Source organism: Pedobacter kyonggii (assembly GCF_004310665.1).
GTDB lineage: Bacteria > Bacteroidota > Bacteroidia > Sphingobacteriales > Sphingobacteriaceae > Pedobacter > Pedobacter kyonggii.
This window is the reverse complement of record NZ_SIXF01000001.1, coordinates 402,971-419,339: the sequence shown is the minus strand read 5'-3', so window position 1 is coordinate 419,339 and position 16,369 is coordinate 402,971. Positions and strand designations below refer to the sequence as shown.

General features: G+C 36.3%; 18 protein-coding genes. 6 read left to right on the top strand and 12 right to left on the bottom strand.

What is annotated here, in order from left to right:
- Positions 1–9: 9 nt before the first annotated feature.
- Positions 10–1,131, bottom strand: coding sequence for a TlpA family protein disulfide reductase (locus EYS08_RS01905; RefSeq protein ID WP_165456340.1), 1,122 nt, complete (start codon positions 1,129–1,131; stop codon positions 10–12).
- 337 nt (positions 1,132–1,468) lie between these two features.
- On the opposite strand from EYS08_RS01905, the gene EYS08_RS01900 reads away from it, so the two are divergent.
- From EYS08_RS01900 to EYS08_RS01890, 3 genes are all read left to right on the top strand, one after another.
- Complete coding sequence (locus EYS08_RS01900) at positions 1,469–2,149, top strand: succinate dehydrogenase cytochrome b subunit (RefSeq protein ID WP_131028155.1); 681 nt, start codon at positions 1,469–1,471, stop codon at positions 2,147–2,149.
- A 17-nt stretch (positions 2,150–2,166) separates the two neighbouring features.
- Complete coding sequence (locus EYS08_RS01895) at positions 2,167–4,146, top strand: fumarate reductase/succinate dehydrogenase flavoprotein subunit (protein WP_057931499.1); 1,980 nt, start codon at positions 2,167–2,169, stop codon at positions 4,144–4,146.
- Between the two features lie 86 nt (positions 4,147–4,232).
- The gene (locus EYS08_RS01890; protein WP_029278232.1) at positions 4,233–5,003 is read left to right on the top strand and encodes a succinate dehydrogenase/fumarate reductase iron-sulfur subunit; all 771 of its coding nucleotides are present in this window, start codon (positions 4,233–4,235) and stop codon (positions 5,001–5,003) included.
- Positions 5,004–5,491: 488 nt separating this feature from the next.
- On the opposite strand, the gene EYS08_RS01885 is transcribed toward EYS08_RS01890, so the two are convergent.
- The 8 genes from EYS08_RS01885 to EYS08_RS01850 form a co-directional block, all read right to left on the bottom strand.
- Positions 5,492–5,890: an energy transducer TonB gene (locus EYS08_RS01885; RefSeq protein WP_131028154.1), complete on the bottom strand. Its 399-nt coding sequence runs from the start codon at positions 5,888–5,890 to the stop codon at positions 5,492–5,494.
- A 26-nt stretch (positions 5,891–5,916) separates the two neighbouring features.
- On the bottom strand, positions 5,917–6,552 hold the full coding sequence (locus tag EYS08_RS01880) for a TonB-dependent receptor (RefSeq protein ID WP_131028153.1): 636 nt from the start codon (positions 6,550–6,552) through the stop codon (positions 5,917–5,919).
- A 5-nt stretch (positions 6,553–6,557) separates the two neighbouring features.
- On the bottom strand, positions 6,558–8,549 hold the full coding sequence (locus EYS08_RS01875; RefSeq protein ID WP_131028152.1) for a M56 family metallopeptidase: 1,992 nt from the start codon (positions 8,547–8,549) through the stop codon (positions 6,558–6,560).
- On the bottom strand, positions 8,546–8,923 hold the full coding sequence (locus EYS08_RS01870) for a BlaI/MecI/CopY family transcriptional regulator (protein ID WP_131028151.1): 378 nt from the start codon (positions 8,921–8,923) through the stop codon (positions 8,546–8,548). Before EYS08_RS01870 ends, EYS08_RS01875 begins: the two co-directional genes overlap by 4 nt.
- 208 nt (positions 8,924–9,131) lie before the next feature.
- Complete coding sequence (locus EYS08_RS01865) at positions 9,132–9,773, bottom strand: response regulator transcription factor (protein ID WP_131028150.1); 642 nt, start codon at positions 9,771–9,773, stop codon at positions 9,132–9,134.
- A 4-nt stretch (positions 9,774–9,777) separates the two neighbouring features.
- Positions 9,778–10,569 (bottom strand): sensor histidine kinase, encoded by a 792-nt coding sequence (locus tag EYS08_RS01860; protein WP_131028149.1) that lies wholly within the window; start codon positions 10,567–10,569, stop codon positions 9,778–9,780.
- A complete protein-coding gene (locus EYS08_RS01855) occupies positions 10,536–11,183 on the bottom strand; it encodes a hypothetical protein (RefSeq protein WP_131028148.1) in 648 nt (215 codons plus the stop codon). Before EYS08_RS01855 ends, EYS08_RS01860 begins: the two co-directional genes overlap by 34 nt.
- A 3-nt stretch (positions 11,184–11,186) precedes the next feature.
- Positions 11,187–11,555, bottom strand: coding sequence for a hypothetical protein (locus tag EYS08_RS01850; RefSeq protein WP_131028147.1), 369 nt, complete (start codon positions 11,553–11,555; stop codon positions 11,187–11,189).
- Between the two features lie 291 nt (positions 11,556–11,846).
- Here EYS08_RS01850 and EYS08_RS01845 point away from each other — a divergent pair, with 291 nt between their 5' ends.
- Positions 11,847–12,077 (top strand): response regulator transcription factor, encoded by a 231-nt coding sequence (locus EYS08_RS01845; protein WP_057931491.1) that lies wholly within the window; start codon positions 11,847–11,849, stop codon positions 12,075–12,077.
- A 106-nt stretch (positions 12,078–12,183) separates the two neighbouring features.
- Here EYS08_RS01845 and EYS08_RS01840 read toward each other — a convergent pair whose 3' ends face one another.
- From EYS08_RS01840 to EYS08_RS01830, 3 genes are read right to left on the bottom strand one after another with little or no spacing between them, the layout of a single operon-like run.
- Positions 12,184–12,981, bottom strand: coding sequence for an ABC transporter permease (locus EYS08_RS01840; protein ID WP_131028146.1), 798 nt, complete (start codon positions 12,979–12,981; stop codon positions 12,184–12,186).
- Between the two features lies 1 nt (position 12,982).
- Positions 12,983–13,891, bottom strand: a complete 909-nt coding sequence (locus tag EYS08_RS01835; protein ID WP_131028145.1) for an ABC transporter ATP-binding protein — start codon at positions 13,889–13,891, stop codon at positions 12,983–12,985.
- Positions 13,892–13,896: 5 nt separating this feature from the next.
- Positions 13,897–14,154 carry a hypothetical protein gene (locus EYS08_RS01830; protein WP_131028144.1) on the bottom strand — a complete coding sequence of 86 codons (258 nt, stop codon included), beginning with the start codon at positions 14,152–14,154 and terminating at the stop codon, positions 13,897–13,899.
- A 258-nt stretch (positions 14,155–14,412) separates the two neighbouring features.
- Here EYS08_RS01830 and EYS08_RS01825 point away from each other — a divergent pair, with 258 nt between their 5' ends.
- Both EYS08_RS01825 and EYS08_RS01820 read left to right on the top strand, forming a co-directional pair.
- Complete coding sequence (locus EYS08_RS01825; protein ID WP_244215831.1) at positions 14,413–15,444, top strand: sensor histidine kinase; 1,032 nt, start codon at positions 14,413–14,415, stop codon at positions 15,442–15,444.
- A gap of 57 nt (positions 15,445–15,501) precedes the next feature.
- Positions 15,502–16,251 carry a LytR/AlgR family response regulator transcription factor gene (locus EYS08_RS01820; RefSeq protein WP_029276707.1) on the top strand — a complete coding sequence of 250 codons (750 nt, stop codon included), beginning with the start codon at positions 15,502–15,504 and terminating at the stop codon, positions 16,249–16,251.
- Positions 16,252–16,369 lie beyond the last annotated feature (118 nt).

The following is a 16,369-nucleotide window of genomic DNA, read 5'->3' as shown; positions in this document are numbered from 1 at the left end:
TCACACCTTTTATCTGCCTGCCAAATTTTTGCTGATTTCATCATCAACAAAATCTAAAGAAAGATCATTATTGGTTAATACAGTGCCGTTTTTATCTACTAAAAAGAAGTAAGTAACATTATAATTGCTCAGATTCTTTGCATTGGGCGATTTTGCTCCCTGAAGGTCTGAATATTGTGGCCAGGTAAGATGATCATCCTTGATTACATTTACCCACCAATCCCTCTTCTTATCGAATGATACGCCAATAAATTCAACATCTTTATTTTTATACTTCTCGTAAAGGTTAACCAATACCTGATTGTTTTTTCTGCTTTTTCCACTATAAGAAGTCCAGCATATAACCAGGTTTACTTTTTTAAGCACACTAAGGTTGAACTTTTTTCCATCTGGATTTTCACCTTCAATATTGGGCATTTTACTCCCCGCCATCATCTGGCTGGCCTGGTTAATTTCAGCTAAAAGACTTTTGCCTTTTTTACTATCCTGAACTTCTTTATCTAAACTGTTAAAAATGGATAAATAGTTCTTGGCTTCCGAATCTGCCCTGCCCAGTTGTTCCAATAAAAACAGTGTATGTGTAGAACCCGGATACTTTTTGGCAAATGCCTTTATGATATCCAATTGGAGCAAGATTTTTTTCTCTCTCCAACGGTCTACTTCCTTGGCCCGTTCCAAAACATTGGCTCTTGTGGCCTGGTCGAATGCCAATTCAGCAATGTCCAAACTGTCGAGTAGGTTTTTACTCATACTGTCTTTTAACTTATAATAGTTTATAAATTGCTCACCCTCTTCAGTTGGAACGTTTTTTAAAGGATATGAATTGATGTTTTTCCCATCAAGAACGCCTTTGAAACTGCCTTTATCAAGATAGAAGTAATATTCTCCCGTGTGACTGCCATCCTCAGTTCTTAATGTGGCATATCCTTTTATTGGGATATTGATTTTAAAAGTCTGGTTGGTATTGGTGATGTTTTCAACTTTGAGTGTCTCGCCCTTTTCAGCGCTTTGAATGGTAATTACAGCATTTGGGCCAAAGTTTTTGGTTTCGAGATTAAATGTAGCAGGAGCTGGATCACAAGAAGAGAAGAGGCCGGCTAATAAAGTAAGTAAATAGAGCTGTTTTTTCATGTTAACAATTTGATAGAGCAATATAACGAAAAACTTAGTTATATAGGTTTGCATAATTAAAATAAATTCTTAAAAAATCGTCATTGCGAGGAGGAACGACAAAGCAATCTTAAAACTTTGGTTTATTATAGCTCTATAGTGGGATTGCTTCGTGCCTCGCAATGACGAATATTCTGTGAGTGAAACCACAAATAATCCAATAATCTTTCAATTATTTTTGAATATGCTTTAGAATGTTTCTAAATAAATGTTTTATCGTTGTTTTGTCATATTCGTTTATAAATTAAACTCATAATTAGATACTTTTGCAAGAAATTTAGATATAAATCCTAATCAAATGAGTGGTTTCGGAAATGCATTTTCTTCTTCAATAGGGAAGAAATTCATCATGGGTATTACAGGTTTGTTCCTGATACTTTTTTTAATTGTACACTGCGGTATTAATGCTTTAATATTTATTAACGATGGTGGTTTAACATTTAACGTAGGCGCACATTTTATGGCCACTAACTGGATTATCCGGGCTGGCGAGATTGTGTTGTTTATTGGTTTGCTTGCGCACATTTTTCAGGCGTTACGTTTAACGTTGCAAAATCAAAAAGCGCGCCCAGTTAAATATGCCGTAAACGATGGTAAGGCAAACAGTAAATGGTACAGCCGTTCTATGGGCTTGCTGGGTACGCTTTTGCTGATCTTCCTGGTAGTTCACCTGAAAGATTTTTGGGTTGTTTCCCGTTTTACAGGAATCCCAACGGTTGATGCCAACGGACATGAAGATCTTTATGCGGTAATGAAGGAAAAATTTCAGGATCCGGTAAGGGTTATCGTATATGTTTTGGCAATGTTTTCTTTATGCTACCACTTATTGCATGGTTTTGCTTCCGCATTTCAAACATTAGGATGGAACCACTCAAAATATAATGGTATAATTAAAGGAGCTGGCGTTTGGTATTCGGTTATTATTTCGATCCTTTTCGCAGCCATGCCGATTGCAGTTTATTTCGGTCTTATTCAATAATTTTTAGCACAAAAGATATGTCAGATATTAATTCAAATATTCCAGAAGGCGAATTAACCAGCAAATGGACAAAATATAAGTCTTCTGTGCCTTTGGTTAACCCATCGAACAAAAGAACTATTGAAGTAATCATAGTAGGTTCGGGTTTAGCAGGCGCTTCGGCAGCCGCTACTTTGGCTGAAATGGGTTACAAAGTAAAATGTTTCTGCTTCCAGGATTCACCGCGTAGAGCACACTCAATCGCTGCTCAGGGTGGTATAAATGCTGCAAAAAACTATCAGAATGATGGTGATAGCGTTTATCGCCTTTTTTACGATACAATTAAAGGTGGCGATTATCGTGCCCGCGAAGCCAATGTGCATCGTTTGGCCGAAGTAAGTGCCAACATTATAGATCAGTGTGTGGCTCAGGGCGTGCCTTTGGCGCGTGAGTACGGTGGTTTGTTAGATAACCGTTCATTCGGTGGTACACAGGTACAACGTACTTTTTATGCGGCTGGTCAAACTGGTCAACAGTTATTATTAGGTGCGTATTCTGCTTTAGAACGCCAGATTGGTATGGGTAAAGTAGAAATGTATACCCGCCACGAAATGCTTGAGGTTGTTAAAATTGATGGCAAAGCACGCGGTATTATTGCACGTAACTTAATTACAGGAGAAATCGAGCGTCATTTCGGTCATGCGGTGGTATTAGGAACAGGTGGTTACGGAAACGTATTCTATCTTTCTACCAACGCGATGGGAAGTAACGTTACAGCAGCGTGGAAAGCGCACAAACAAGGTGCTTATTTTGCAAACCCTTGTTATACGCAGATCCACCCAACCTGTATCCCGGTTTCAGGCGATCACCAATCTAAATTAACCCTGATGTCAGAGTCGTTACGTAACGATGGACGTATTTGGGTTCCTAAAAAGAAAGATGATAACCGTAAAGCTTCAGAAATTCCTGAAGATGAAAGAGATTATTATTTAGAGCGCCGTTACCCTGCTTTCGGTAACTTAGTTCCTCGTGATGTGGCCTCCCGTGCTGCGAAAGAGCGTTGTGATGCAGGTTATGGAGTAGGTGCTTCTAAGTTAGCAGTATACTTAGATTTTAAAGCCAATACAGAACGTTACGGAAAAATCGAAGCTTCTAAGGCAGGTAACCACAATCCTGACAAAGAGACCTGTATGCGCTTAGGTACCGCAGTAATTAAGGAAAAATATGGTAACCTGTTTGATATGTATGCGCAGATTACCGGTGAAAATCCTTACGAAACACCAATGCGTATCTATCCTGCAGTTCACTATACCATGGGTGGTTTATGGGTTGATTATAACTTAATGACATCGGTACCTGGTTTATACTGTACTGGTGAGGCTAACTTCTCAGATCACGGTGCCAACCGTTTAGGTGCATCTGCTTTGATGCAAGGTTTAGCTGATGGTTATTTCGTTCTCCCTTACACCATTGGTGCTTACTTATCAAAAGAGATTTCGGTAAAAGCAATTCCTACTGATCACCCTGCTTTTGTAGAGGCTGAAGAAAGAGCAGTTGGTATTTTAAATACACTGATCAATATTAAAGGTACTAAGTCGGTAGATCATTTCCACAAACGTTTAGGCCACATTATGTGGGAGAAATGTGGTATGGCCCGTAACGAAAAAGGTTTAAATGAAGCAATTCAGGAAATCAGAGCTTTACGTGCTGAATTCTGGAGCGACGTTCGTGTACCTGGAACAGCCGATGAGTTAAACACCGAATTGGAAAAAGCTGGCCGTGTTGCCGATTTTATCGAGCTAGGCGAGTTGATGTGTATTGATGCATTAAACCGTAACGAAAGTTGTGGCGGTCACTTCCGTGAAGAGTATCAGACAGAAGAAGGTGAAGCACTACGTGATGATGAGAATTATGCTTACGTAGCCGCTTGGGAATTTAAAGAAGGTGTAAACTTCGAACTTCACAAAGAAGAATTGAAGTTTGAAAATATTAAAGTAGCACAAAGAAGTTATAAATAGTAGCAAGACGTAAGTATCGAGTGTCAAGACTTGAATTAGAATCTTGATACTTGGTTCTCGCTACTTGATACTTAAATCTCAATATCATGAGTACAGGAAATATGAACTTAACGCTAAAAGTTTGGCGTCAAAAAAATAACAATGCCAAAGGTGCTTTGGTAGATTATAAATTGGCCGATATTTCACCGGATATGTCTTTCTTAGAGATGTTCGATGTATTAAACGAACAATTAATTAATAAAGGCGAAGAGCCGGTGGTATTCGATCACGATTGCCGCGAAGGGATCTGCGGAATGTGCTCGATGTTTATAAACGGCCGCCCGCACGGACCAAAAGACTTGGTTACTACCTGTCAATTGCACATGCGTTCTTTCAAAGATGGCGATACCATTGTTGTTGAGCCTTGGAGAGCAGCGGCTTTTCCGGTAGTAAAAGATTTAACTGTAGATCGTTCTGCATTCGATAGAGTTATTGCTGCTGGTGGCTTTATTTCGGTAAACACTGGTAATGCGCAGGATGCTAACAATCTGCCAATACCTAAAATGCAGGCTGATGCTGCTTTTGAAGCTGCGGCTTGTATTGGTTGTGGTGCTTGTGTGGCAACCTGTAAAAATGCTTCAGCAATGTTATTCGTATCAGCTAAGATCTCTCAATTGGCATTGTTACCACAAGGTCAGCCAGAGCGTTACCGCAGGGTGCAGAGCATGGTTGCTCAAATGGATGCCGAAGGTTTTGGTAACTGTACCAATACTGGTGCTTGCGAAGCCGAATGCCCTAAAGGAATCTCTTTAGAAAACATCGCTCGTATGAACCGTGATTTTGCATCTGCAAAATTTATTTCAGAAGAAACCGTTTAAAAAATATACTGTGCATGCAGCTTAACCGCTGGGTTCTTGAGCCTCCACAACGTGGAGGCTTTTTAGTTTTAAGGGAACTACAAACTAATTATAAATAAAAATATCCTGTTGAGGACATATTCTTAGCCTAATACTGGTTAAAGACCAGGAATAAATAATGAATTAAATTTTAATGATTTGTTAGCAAGCTGACGACTAAAACAGATACATATTTAACATTTGCCCGCTGTTGTGAAAACATATGAAACTTTATAATTTAAAACTGAAACCTTGCACAACAAAGTGGTCTCGAAATAAAAGTTTGCGAAAGTTGCAATAATCTTATGTTTGCATATTAAAATTTTGCGTATTTAGAAATTTTATTCTGTAATATTTGCATATACATTAAAATTTTTCTAAATTTAGTCTTCCGAGACAGGAGAGAAAACATAAAACCCCGGCAATTTTGCTGGGGTTTTGTGTGTTTAAGCCTATAGCCAATTTCAGGTTTACTTCATACTGAAGTTAACATTGATGTTGTATTTCACACGAACAGGTCTTCCATTTAATAATCCAGGATTCCACCTTGGCGATTTGTTCAATACTCTTAAGGCTTCGTCATCCGTTTCTTTTGTCAGGCTTCTGGTAATCTGAATATCTGTTAGCGTCCCATTTTTCTCTACTACAAAAGAAGCAAATACTTTTCCCTGTGTGCTGTTTTTCCTAGCTACTTCAGGGTACTTAATCTCACGACCTAAAAATTCATAAAATTTCTTAATTCCTCCAGGATAATCTGGTGTCTTTTCTAGCGAGGTAAAATCATAAACTTTGTTTGGATTGTCTTGTGCATTTGCTAGATTTAAGCACATAGCGATGCCCATTAGGGCTAAAAAGATTAGCTTTCTCATTGTTTTTTTATTAAAATGTTGATTATTTAGTTTTTCTTTGGAATTGCTTTCGGTTTTTTAGTGGTAATAATCACCACTCCATTTTTGCCCTTATCACCATATATGGTTCCTGCAGATGAGTCTTTAAGCACTTCTATTGATCCAATAGATTCCTGATCCAAACTTTTTATCTCTGAAACTTCTTTTCCGTCAATGATATAAAGTGGTTCTGCCTTTGGGTCAAAATCTCTATTCAATAGATTTCTTAAGGTTATAGACGTATTAGGCTTAGGTACATTTGGCCGAACACTGAATCCTGATACTTTCCCTTTTAACTTGGTATCGCCAATTTTTATTGGAGCGGTTTTGAAATCAGAATTGCTCAAAGAACCATTTTTGGTTGTAATTTCTATTACCCCCGCAAAACCATCAGTGCCATATCGCGCCGTTGCTGAACTATCTTTTAAGATGCTTACAGACGCAATGTTATTGGGATCAACATCACTAAGTGATGATGTGCCTCTTAAATACTGTTTATTACCATCTATTACAATTAAGGGTTCAGTGCCAGAGGCGGGTACGCCTCTAAGTGTAATTTTCGTTGTTTTTGTGCTATCTGCCTTTTGAGCAAAACCAACTAAACTAAAACCTATCATTATGGTAAAGGCAATTATACTTTTCATTTGGGTTAGAATTTTCTTTTAAGTTCGAAAAAATTAGAAGTTTTGTCGATAGTAAGTTCCTTTGCATCCAATGCTCTGAAAGCATTGTTTTTAGTTCCTTTACTTGTAATTAGAATTGCACCAGCTTTGGCCCTTGGTCCATAAAGACTAACAGCGGCCTGATCTTTTAAAACCTCAATAGATTCAATACTGTTTGGATTTATAGCACTTAATTGACTGTTTTCATCAAGTTTAACTCCATCTAATATGATAAGACCATTAAAATTGATATCGTTTTTAAGTCTTATGCCAGTAGGGTTTTGCGATAATGTTTTAAGTGGCTTTGGGGCGTCGGTATTTAGTGTGAAATTAACATTGATGTTATATTTTACTCTCACAGCTAAACCATTCTGGATACCTGGATGCCATTTTGGCGATTCTTTTAAAACCCTTATCGCCTCTTCATCGGTACCGCTTCCTAAACCTCTTGTAATTTGGACATCTGTCAAAGAGCCATCTTTTTCAACAACAAAACTGAGAAAAACTTTACCCTGAACATTATTCTCCTGTGCCATCTTTGGATACTTAATGCTGCCACCAAGATATTTATAAAACTTGGCTATCCCACCCGGAAATTCGGGTTGTTTCTCTATTGAAACGAAATCATATACTTTATCTGTATTTTCAGATTTAACAGCACCGGTTTCTGTTTCAGCGGTTTTAGGAAGATAAGATATGATGTTAACCTTGTTCAGATTTACATATCCATCCGATTTAGGCAATAATGTATTCCTAAACTCTTCTGAAGATTCTGGAATTTTAAAACTTACCGTTAAAGCATATTTGCCATCTGCTACAGTTTTAAATCCTTTATAAGATAAAATGGCTTTCATCACTTCTTCATCGCAACCTGCGCCTAGTTCTATATTGGATGTAATATTGGTAACCCTGCCGCCTTTTAGATTAAATTTTATCTGGGCATTACCTTGTACCTCATCGCTGCTGGCTGCGCCTGGGTATTTAATATTTCTTAATAAAAACTGATAAAATCCTTTCCAGTTGGCATCTGTTTTGCCATCAACCGATAGTTTAGGTGCCTGAATAGCTTCAGTACGCTCTTCTGTAACAATAGCCTGTACCATTTCGATCGGTTTATCTAAAGGGATCTTGTCAGAAATAGACATTAATTTTTCGTTTTTGCGGACAGTAGCCGACGAAAACACAATCAGAAGGGCAAATAGCGGAATAAAAATTCCATACTTCATAATAGCGATCTTTTTAGACCGCTCTTTATGAAGCATGAAAATTCTTTTTTTGATCAATGATTTTTCTAAAAAGCCATTTGTTAAGGCATTAGGCGAAATGCCAAACGACTTACTTAGCAATAACATGGCATACTCCGCTTTGTCACCCTGAAATTCTGCAGCAAGTTCATCAGCTAAAAACTCGTGGATATTTTTAATGGCTTTTTTATAAAGATAAATCACTGGATTTAGCCAGGTAATAATCCCTATAATTTCGAAAAATAAAATATCTACTGTATGCCATTGCTTGATATGTGCTTCTTCATGAATATCTATCACATCCATTTGTGGCAATCCCCGATCAATTACTTTTTTGCCAAAAAAAGAGAAAGCCGAGCCCGCTTTGCTTACCGAGAGGAGTTTTTTAACCGCTAATAGGTTAAATACCAATCTACCTAAGAAGAACAAAATACCTGCGCAATAGATGTAAACGAATGCGTTCCCCCAGTTAAAACCGGTATTGCGCTCCGTTACAATCGTTGCTTGTGCTAATACAGCTTCCCAATTAACTGAAGTATAAACCTGTTGTGCCGCTCTTTGCTCCGTTAGCCATTCTAAACGGATAAATGGTATACATAAGGACAAAACGCCCGCAGATACTAAATAAATGCGGTTTAAAGTGAAGTAGGTCTCCTTATCTAACAGTAATTTGTAAAAACCAAAAAAAACAATTAAGTATAAGTTCACCTGTAAAAGGTAGTGGGCAAAACTCATTTTGGCTTATGTTTAATTTTATTAATCATTTTTAAAATTTCATCAACATCACTTAAATCCAGTTTTTCTTCTTTAACGAAGAAAGAGAACATGCTCTCTACCGAATTTTCGAAGTAATTGCCTAACAGTTTTTCTGTTGCATGGCGTTTATATTCTTCTCTGCTGATTAGAGGATGATATTGGTGGGCCTTACCAAAGGCTTCGTGACCTACAAAACCTTTGGTTTCTAAAATTCTAATAATGGTTGATACGGTATTGTAGGCAGGTTTAGGGAGGGGTAGCTCATCAATAACTTCTTTGACGAATGCTTTTTCCAGTTGCCATAAAACCTGCATAATCTGTTCTTCGGCTTTGGTTAAATCTTTAATTTCCATAATAGTTAATAATAATAAGGATGACGGCAAATTACTTTGCCTTAACTAAAGTTAAAACTAATTAGTTAGTTATCCAAATTTTATTTAATAAATTATTAGGAAAATTAATGAAAATGTGTTTTTGTCCTGTTTTAGGGGGCTACTTTGAGGAAAGTAATTAGATTTTAATGATGATTTGTTGTAAATCAGTGTTTTATGTATGTAGGTGCTATATGGTGATCAGGTTGTTTTTGATGCCATATACCACTAATCCGGTGCGCGATTTAATATTTAGCTTCGCAAAAAGAGATTCCCGGTAGTTATCTACTGTGCGTGGACTGACATTCATGAGGTCTGCAATTTCCTTATAAGTAAGTTCGGTACTGCAATATTGTAAAAATGTAAGTTCTCTTGCCGAAAATACTGGTTTTTGATCATCGTCTTTCAGCGCCACCAAAAGTCTGCCCGATACCAGTTCATTTACATAAAAACCTTTATCTACTATTACTTTAATTGCTGTTAGCAGATCTGATGGGGTTGATTCTTTAAGCATATAGCCTCCGGCACCAGCTTTAAGCATTCCGATAATCGCTTTTTCATCTTCGAGCATACTTAATGCAAGTACATGTACATTCGGATGATTAGTTTTAACCCATTTAGTTGCTGCAAAGCCGTCCATTACAGGCATATTAATATCCATTAGTACCAGTTGAACGTCTTTGTAGCTATTTATTTTAGACTGGAGATCTAATCCGTTTACAGCCTCAAACGTGACATTTATTTCGTCAAATTCTTCCAATAGGCTGGCCAATCCGGAACGGAAAAGCGTGTGGTCGTCAACAATAGCGATAGAGATACTTTGGTCTTGCATACAATTAAGGGTATGGAACTTCTATTGAAATGGAAGTGCCTTCTCCTGGAGTCGAATTTAATATTAATTTTCCATTGATCATCTCAATTCTTTTATAAATAGAGTTTAGTCCCATTCCCGATTTTTTTGATTTGATTTCTTCAGGGTTAAAACCAATTCCATTTTCTGCAACTCTTAAATGTAAAATATTGTTTGCCAGGTGCGAATCAATTTGAATATCGGTTGCCTGGGCATGTTTAATGATATTATTGATGATTTCCTGCAATAAACGAAGAATGATTAAATCTTTATTCGGCGATGTAATTTGCAGATCAATCAACTGGTTATTGATTTTTAATTCGTAAGAACCAGCCTTATTCAACCAATTAATTTCCTGATCAATTGCGTGGCCAATGCCATTTTCTACCAGTTGTTCGCCATGCAATAGTTTTGCCAGCTCCCTTAATTCTTTAATGGATTTGTTAACAAGTGCTAATGAATTATCAATTTTTTTCTTGGCCTTTTCTCCGTCGTTTAAATTTATAGAGTTTAGGGTGAGTGTGGTAAGACTGAGCAACTGGCCAACATTATCATGTAATTCTGTGGCTATACTTTGCATCGTTTGATCTTGCACTTCAACACGGGTTTGAAGCATTTCGGACTCAAATTTTTGCTGCATATTCTGTTTTTCCAGAAAATGGTTCTTTTTATGCCTGGTATAAGATCTTATATATAGAATCAAAAACACAGGCATAAGAAGAAATACCAAAGTTGCAATGGCAACTAAGATTGCAATTTTTGTTGTTTCATTCTGCATATAAAGGAATATAACCAAAAGCTATATAAAATAAGGTTTAACAGGATATAAATAAGGAATCTTAAAGTAACAAAGCCTATAAGTCTAACCATAAATAACCCATCAAAAATATTCGACATGGTACTTCCAAAGTAATAAAACAAAACTCCTGTTACCCACCAAAATTCAGGATGAGTTTTAATTTCGATAAAGTTTTCATCTTTTAACAGCAAATAATAATAGTAAAGGCAATAAAGCGTGAAAATGACAGACATCACACTAATTGTAATCGTGTTTAAATCGGTAAAGGGTTTGGTGGTTATAAAGAAAATATAGGTTAAGCTTATAATGCCTAAACCTATAATAAATATAGATTTAGGTTTTGTATATTTTTTTATACAATAGTAAAGGCCATATAATATTGCACTGATTTCGAAAACAATATAAATATTAAATAGCCATAAATTGTGTATACCTCTTATAGCCATATAAGCAGCAGCTTCTTCAGTAACTAATGCGATAGCTAAATAGCAGGTAATCACTTTCCCAAAAGCATGTTTATCTTTCCATATGATTGCTATAGCAGCTATAAAACAGATAACTTCTGCTATAAATATAGGAGTTAAGTACCTCATTCTTTATAATTGTGTGCCTTCACAAGCTTCTGGACAGCCCTGACCTCTGTTTCCTATGTCATCAAGGTTATCCTCATGTTCGTCATCATTGCTTTCACATGTAGTAGTAGGTACCAGTAACAAGGTGTTTTTGCCTGCATATCCGCTTTTTACACCTTCAGGTAAAACATCGGTATATTGCGCAAAATAAAGCCTTAACCCATCATATTTTCCTTCACTCATTAATTTTGCAATTTCCAGTATTTGTTCTGCCGGAAACCATACTGCTTTGGTGAAAGATTGTGGGAATTTTCTTGCCTCCACGGCATAGGCATCAACCATGTCCTGCGCAACCTTCTTATCGATGGGTTCCGAATTAAATTTTTTGCTCATAAAAGTTAAAAGTTTGATTTTCTCTAAAAATCGATAATAATAAGGGTTTCGGCAAGAGGTATTTGCAATTAAAATACCGTAAAAATACCCTGTTATTTAGGGCGTTTTGTGCTAACGCCGAATTGCGACGTACCACTACTTTTGGTATACAATAACAGTTGAACAATTTGCGGTTATAACATATTAATGCAGTCTACCCTGGAAAAACAACTATTTTGAACTTATTCAAAAAGAAGTCTATCTGGAGTAAAGATCGATATAGAAAACATTAACCATTTAATTCTTTCAAAAATGATAAACAATATCCTGCTACGGGAAAATCACAGTTCGATCAGTGAAAGGGAAGTTGAAATTGTACACCTGTTATCAATGGGTTATAACAGTAAAGAAATTGGCGAAATGCTTTTTATTAGTGAGCATACCGTTAATACGCACCGAAGAAATATGGTGAGAAAGCTCGATCTTAAAAATTCTTATCAATTAATTGTTTGGGCCTTTAAAGAAAGAATATTATCCTTATAAGGGTTAAAATACGCATAACCTCTCATTCTAAACAGCAAAGCCTGCTATTTGATACTAAAGTCAAATCAGCAGGCTTTTGTTTTTAATGTCTTTGCAGTAGCGGCAGCTATTTTATGCTCTTTTTGGTAACAATAAAATAGCCGATGATGAAAAGTATGATTGCGTAAATCAAACTTGTCCATATTTCTTGTGTAAAAATTGGGAATTCTAATGGATCAGTGTTTTTGCTTACTTTAGTAATTCTTAATGCCAGTGTAGGTAGAGAATAAGGGTTTAGGTAAGCGTATTTCCAGCCAACATTTGCGGTGATAATACCCATAATGGTTCCAACAAAACCTATTCCCATCGGTTTAAGAAAATCGCCCCATAATAAACTTAATATAAACTGGAGTGATAAAATCCCAAATGATGACAAGAACAATTTCGTATAGGAATTGATTAAGATAGATGAGGGATTGTATTGGTTAAAATTATATTCAGGGACTAAAACCTGTAATAAATAGCCAAAACCATAGGTGAGTGTGGCAAATAAGAATAAGCAGATCAATATTAAAAATACTGCGTACAGATATTTTGCAGCATAAATGGAAAATTTATTTAATGGTTGGGCAAATAGCATTTTCCACGTATCGTTTTTATGTTCGATATTATTGACTGAAAAAGCCATAAATATTACATAAAAGGGCATAACCAATAAACCCATTACGCCAAGCGCTGCGCCAATATAGTTACCCCATAGCATCATAGGCGGGTAATGCCTAGCCAAAATCTTTTCAGAACCCGAATAAAAACCAAAGGTTATTAATCCACATACAATAACAGGCAGTAATATTGCTGCCCAAAATGCTAAAGTTTTTCTCGATTTGTAAAATTCTGATACTAAAGAAATATAAAGAGCGCGCATGTTAGTTTGTTTTAGTAATATCAAGGAATAAATTTTCGAGATCTTTTCGTTGTTGATAAAGACTGCTCACCGTAAAACCATTTTGGATAAGTAATGTATTTAGTTCTCCACTTTTTTGCGCCGAAGTAAATGGTACAGTAATTACCCTATCTGTTTTTGCCGCAATTTCATAACCTGACTTTGTTAAAAAGGAACTTGCACTTTCAATCTTGTCAACTTCAATTTCGAGCATAGGTTTGCTCAGTAAATGAAGTTCGTTAATTGTGCCCTGAAATAATAATTGGCCTTTGTTTATAATGCCAACATGGGTTGCTGTTCTTTCTATTTCTGCCAATAAGTGGCTTGAAACCAGTATTGTTTTTTGGTGTTTTGTGGCTAAATCGATCATCAGATTCCGGACCTCAATAATGCCATTTGGATCTAAGCCATTTGTAGGCTCATCTAGAAGGAGTAATTCCGGGTCTGAAATTAGTGCCTGCGCAATGCCTAGCCGTTGTTTCATGCCTAATGAATATTTATTGGCTTTTTTATTTGCTGCTTCTGCCAAACCTACTAGCGATAGCATTTCATCAGCTTTCGTTTTTTTTATGCCTAACAGGATACAGCGGTTAATGAGGTTTTCTTTTCCCGTTAAATGCCCATAAATGGCTGGCTGTTCTACTAGAGCACCAATACGTTTAAGGGTAGCAATGCGATTACTGTTTATTTCTTTGCCAAATATAAAAACCTGATCGGATGGCGACTTCAGCAGGTTAAGTAAGATTTTTATGGTGGTTGTTTTTCCAGCTCCATTGGGGCCTAAGAAACCATAAATACTGCCTTTTGGCACTTGTAATGAAAGATCTTTTACAATAACCTGGTTGCCAAAGTTAAAGTTTAAACCTACGGTTTCGATAGCGTAATTGCCCATTATTTCTATTTGAAAATAGCTGATGCTTGTTTCACAATAGAACCAGATGTTTTTGTAGGTTTTACAACGATTTCTGCATCATTTTGATTGGTGCTTACAGTAAGCGTTAAAATGATCATCATAAATACTGGTAATAATAAAAGTAAAAATGGCGATGTGTTTGCTAACTTTTTCATGATTGATAGTTTTATTTGAGAGGCTGTGAAATGATCATCAGCCATTACTGTTTGATTGTTTAAGTTGATTGCTGATGGTGTTTTCATTTTGTTTTCGTTTTGATGATTCAAAGAAACTCAAGAAAAACAACCTGCTAAAATCTATTATACCAAGTGTTCAAGATTCTAGATCAACAGACATTTTTGGCGTTTGTCGATAAAATTTGCCTATTGGGCCGTTGGTAGAAAAAAAATGCCCGTTGGTAGATTGTGTAAGTAAATCGATAAAACTTTATTTATTTTGTGGCTTGTATGATATGCGCTAGTTAAACACATATCATTTGATTACTATTTAACATATTTCAAATGAAACAAAGTAAAGGCCCAATCATTTTACATTCTATATATTGGGGAATAATTATAATGCTCCTTATTGCAGTGAGTTTTATGCGGGAAGGTAGCGTAACGATGAAAGATTATTTTTTAAGCTATGGTGCACTCGGCATTATCAACGTATCGTTATTTTATATTAATTATATCTTTTTAATCCCCGAATGGATTAAAAAGAGAAAGCGTTATTGGATTTATTTTCTATCCTTTTTCTTAATACTTATTGCCGGAACTTTTTTGAAAACTGTATTAGCCGTTTTAAACCCTGAAGAGTTGCTTACCTATCGTACAGATAAAGAAGTACATCATTTTTCAGTTAACAATTTTGCACTGAACGCTGCTTTTTTTAGTGGATTTTTCTTAATCAGCAGTTGTATCATCAAATTTATCATCGATTGGTTTTCTAGCGAAAGGATCCAACGTAACTTAGAAAGTGAGCGCAGAGAGATGGAGCTTCAGTTTTTAAAATCGCAGCTAAACCCTCATTTTCTTTTTAATTCGCTTAACAATATCTATTCTCTGGCTTATCAGAAATCAGACAAAACAGCTGATGCCATTATGAAGCTTTCGGAAATTATGCGTTACATGATTTATGAGAGCAATACACCAACAGTAGCGTTAAGCAAAGAAGTAGACTATTTAACCAGTTATATCGAACTGCAAAAAATAAGGTTTAAAGATGGTGCCTATATTGAGCTTACCTTAAACGGCGAAATTGACAATCAGAAAATCGTTCCTTTAATGCTGATTTCGTTTGTAGAAAATGCATTTAAACATGGCGTTGTAACCGATCCTGCAGAACCGGTAAAAATCAATATTATTGCCAATCAGAAAATTCTGCACTTTAGCGTCATCAATAAAAAGAACCAGCAGAATAAAGATGCGCAGGGCGGCGTGGGTTTAACCAATGTAGAACGTAGGTTACAATTGGTTTATCCCGACAGATATAAATTAAATGTTGTAAATTCGGCTACCCATTATACCTGCGAACTGATGATTGACATATAATCTGGTATTAACCTAACCGGATAATAAGAAAATCATGAATTAAATAGATTAACCAAAATGAACTTAAACTGTATTGTTGTTGATGATGAGCCTTTAGCGCTTGATATTTTACAGGATTATATATCGAAAGTACCTTTTTTAACCATGGTTAAAAGGTGCGAAAACCCAATTGAAGCTTTGCAGATTGTGCAGGGCGGGGGAATTGATCTTGTATTTTTAGATATTCAAATGCCTGAACTGACCGGAATCCAGTTTTTAAAAATCGCTGGCAATAAATGCCACTACATATTAACTACTGCCTATCCGCAATATGCCCTAGAGAGTTACGACCTAAATGTTTCAGATTATTTATTGAAACCTATTGCGTTTGATCGTTTCTATAAAGCGGTAGAAAAAGTACACAATCAGGTAAAACCAGTTGAGGCTCCGGCCAGTGTAGCGCAGCCCATCGTTACACCTGCACCGTTTTCTGGTTCAGCAAATCCTGTTCAGGATTATATTTTTGTTAAAACAGAGCATAAGATTCAAAAAATCTATTTACACAATATTTTATTCATCGAAGGTTTAAAAGATTACATTTCGATATTTACGAAAGATGAGCGTGTTATTACGCTTCAGAGTATGAAAAAGATGGAAGAAGCTCTACCTCAAGGTCAGTTTATCAGGGTACACAAGTCTTATATTGTAGCTGTTGATAAAATCGAAAGTATCGAACGTAGCCGCATTACCATCAATCAAAAAATTATCCCTGTTGGCGATACTTACCGCGATGAATTTTTCAGGGTGATTGGAAATAAGAATATCTAGAGCGGTTGGCACTGGGCGCTTAACCAGTTCAATTAACCTTTTAATTGCCACGGAAATATAGAAACTAAGGAATGATCCTGCCGCGATTGGGAGTCGAAGGATCTTTAAAGAGATTAAT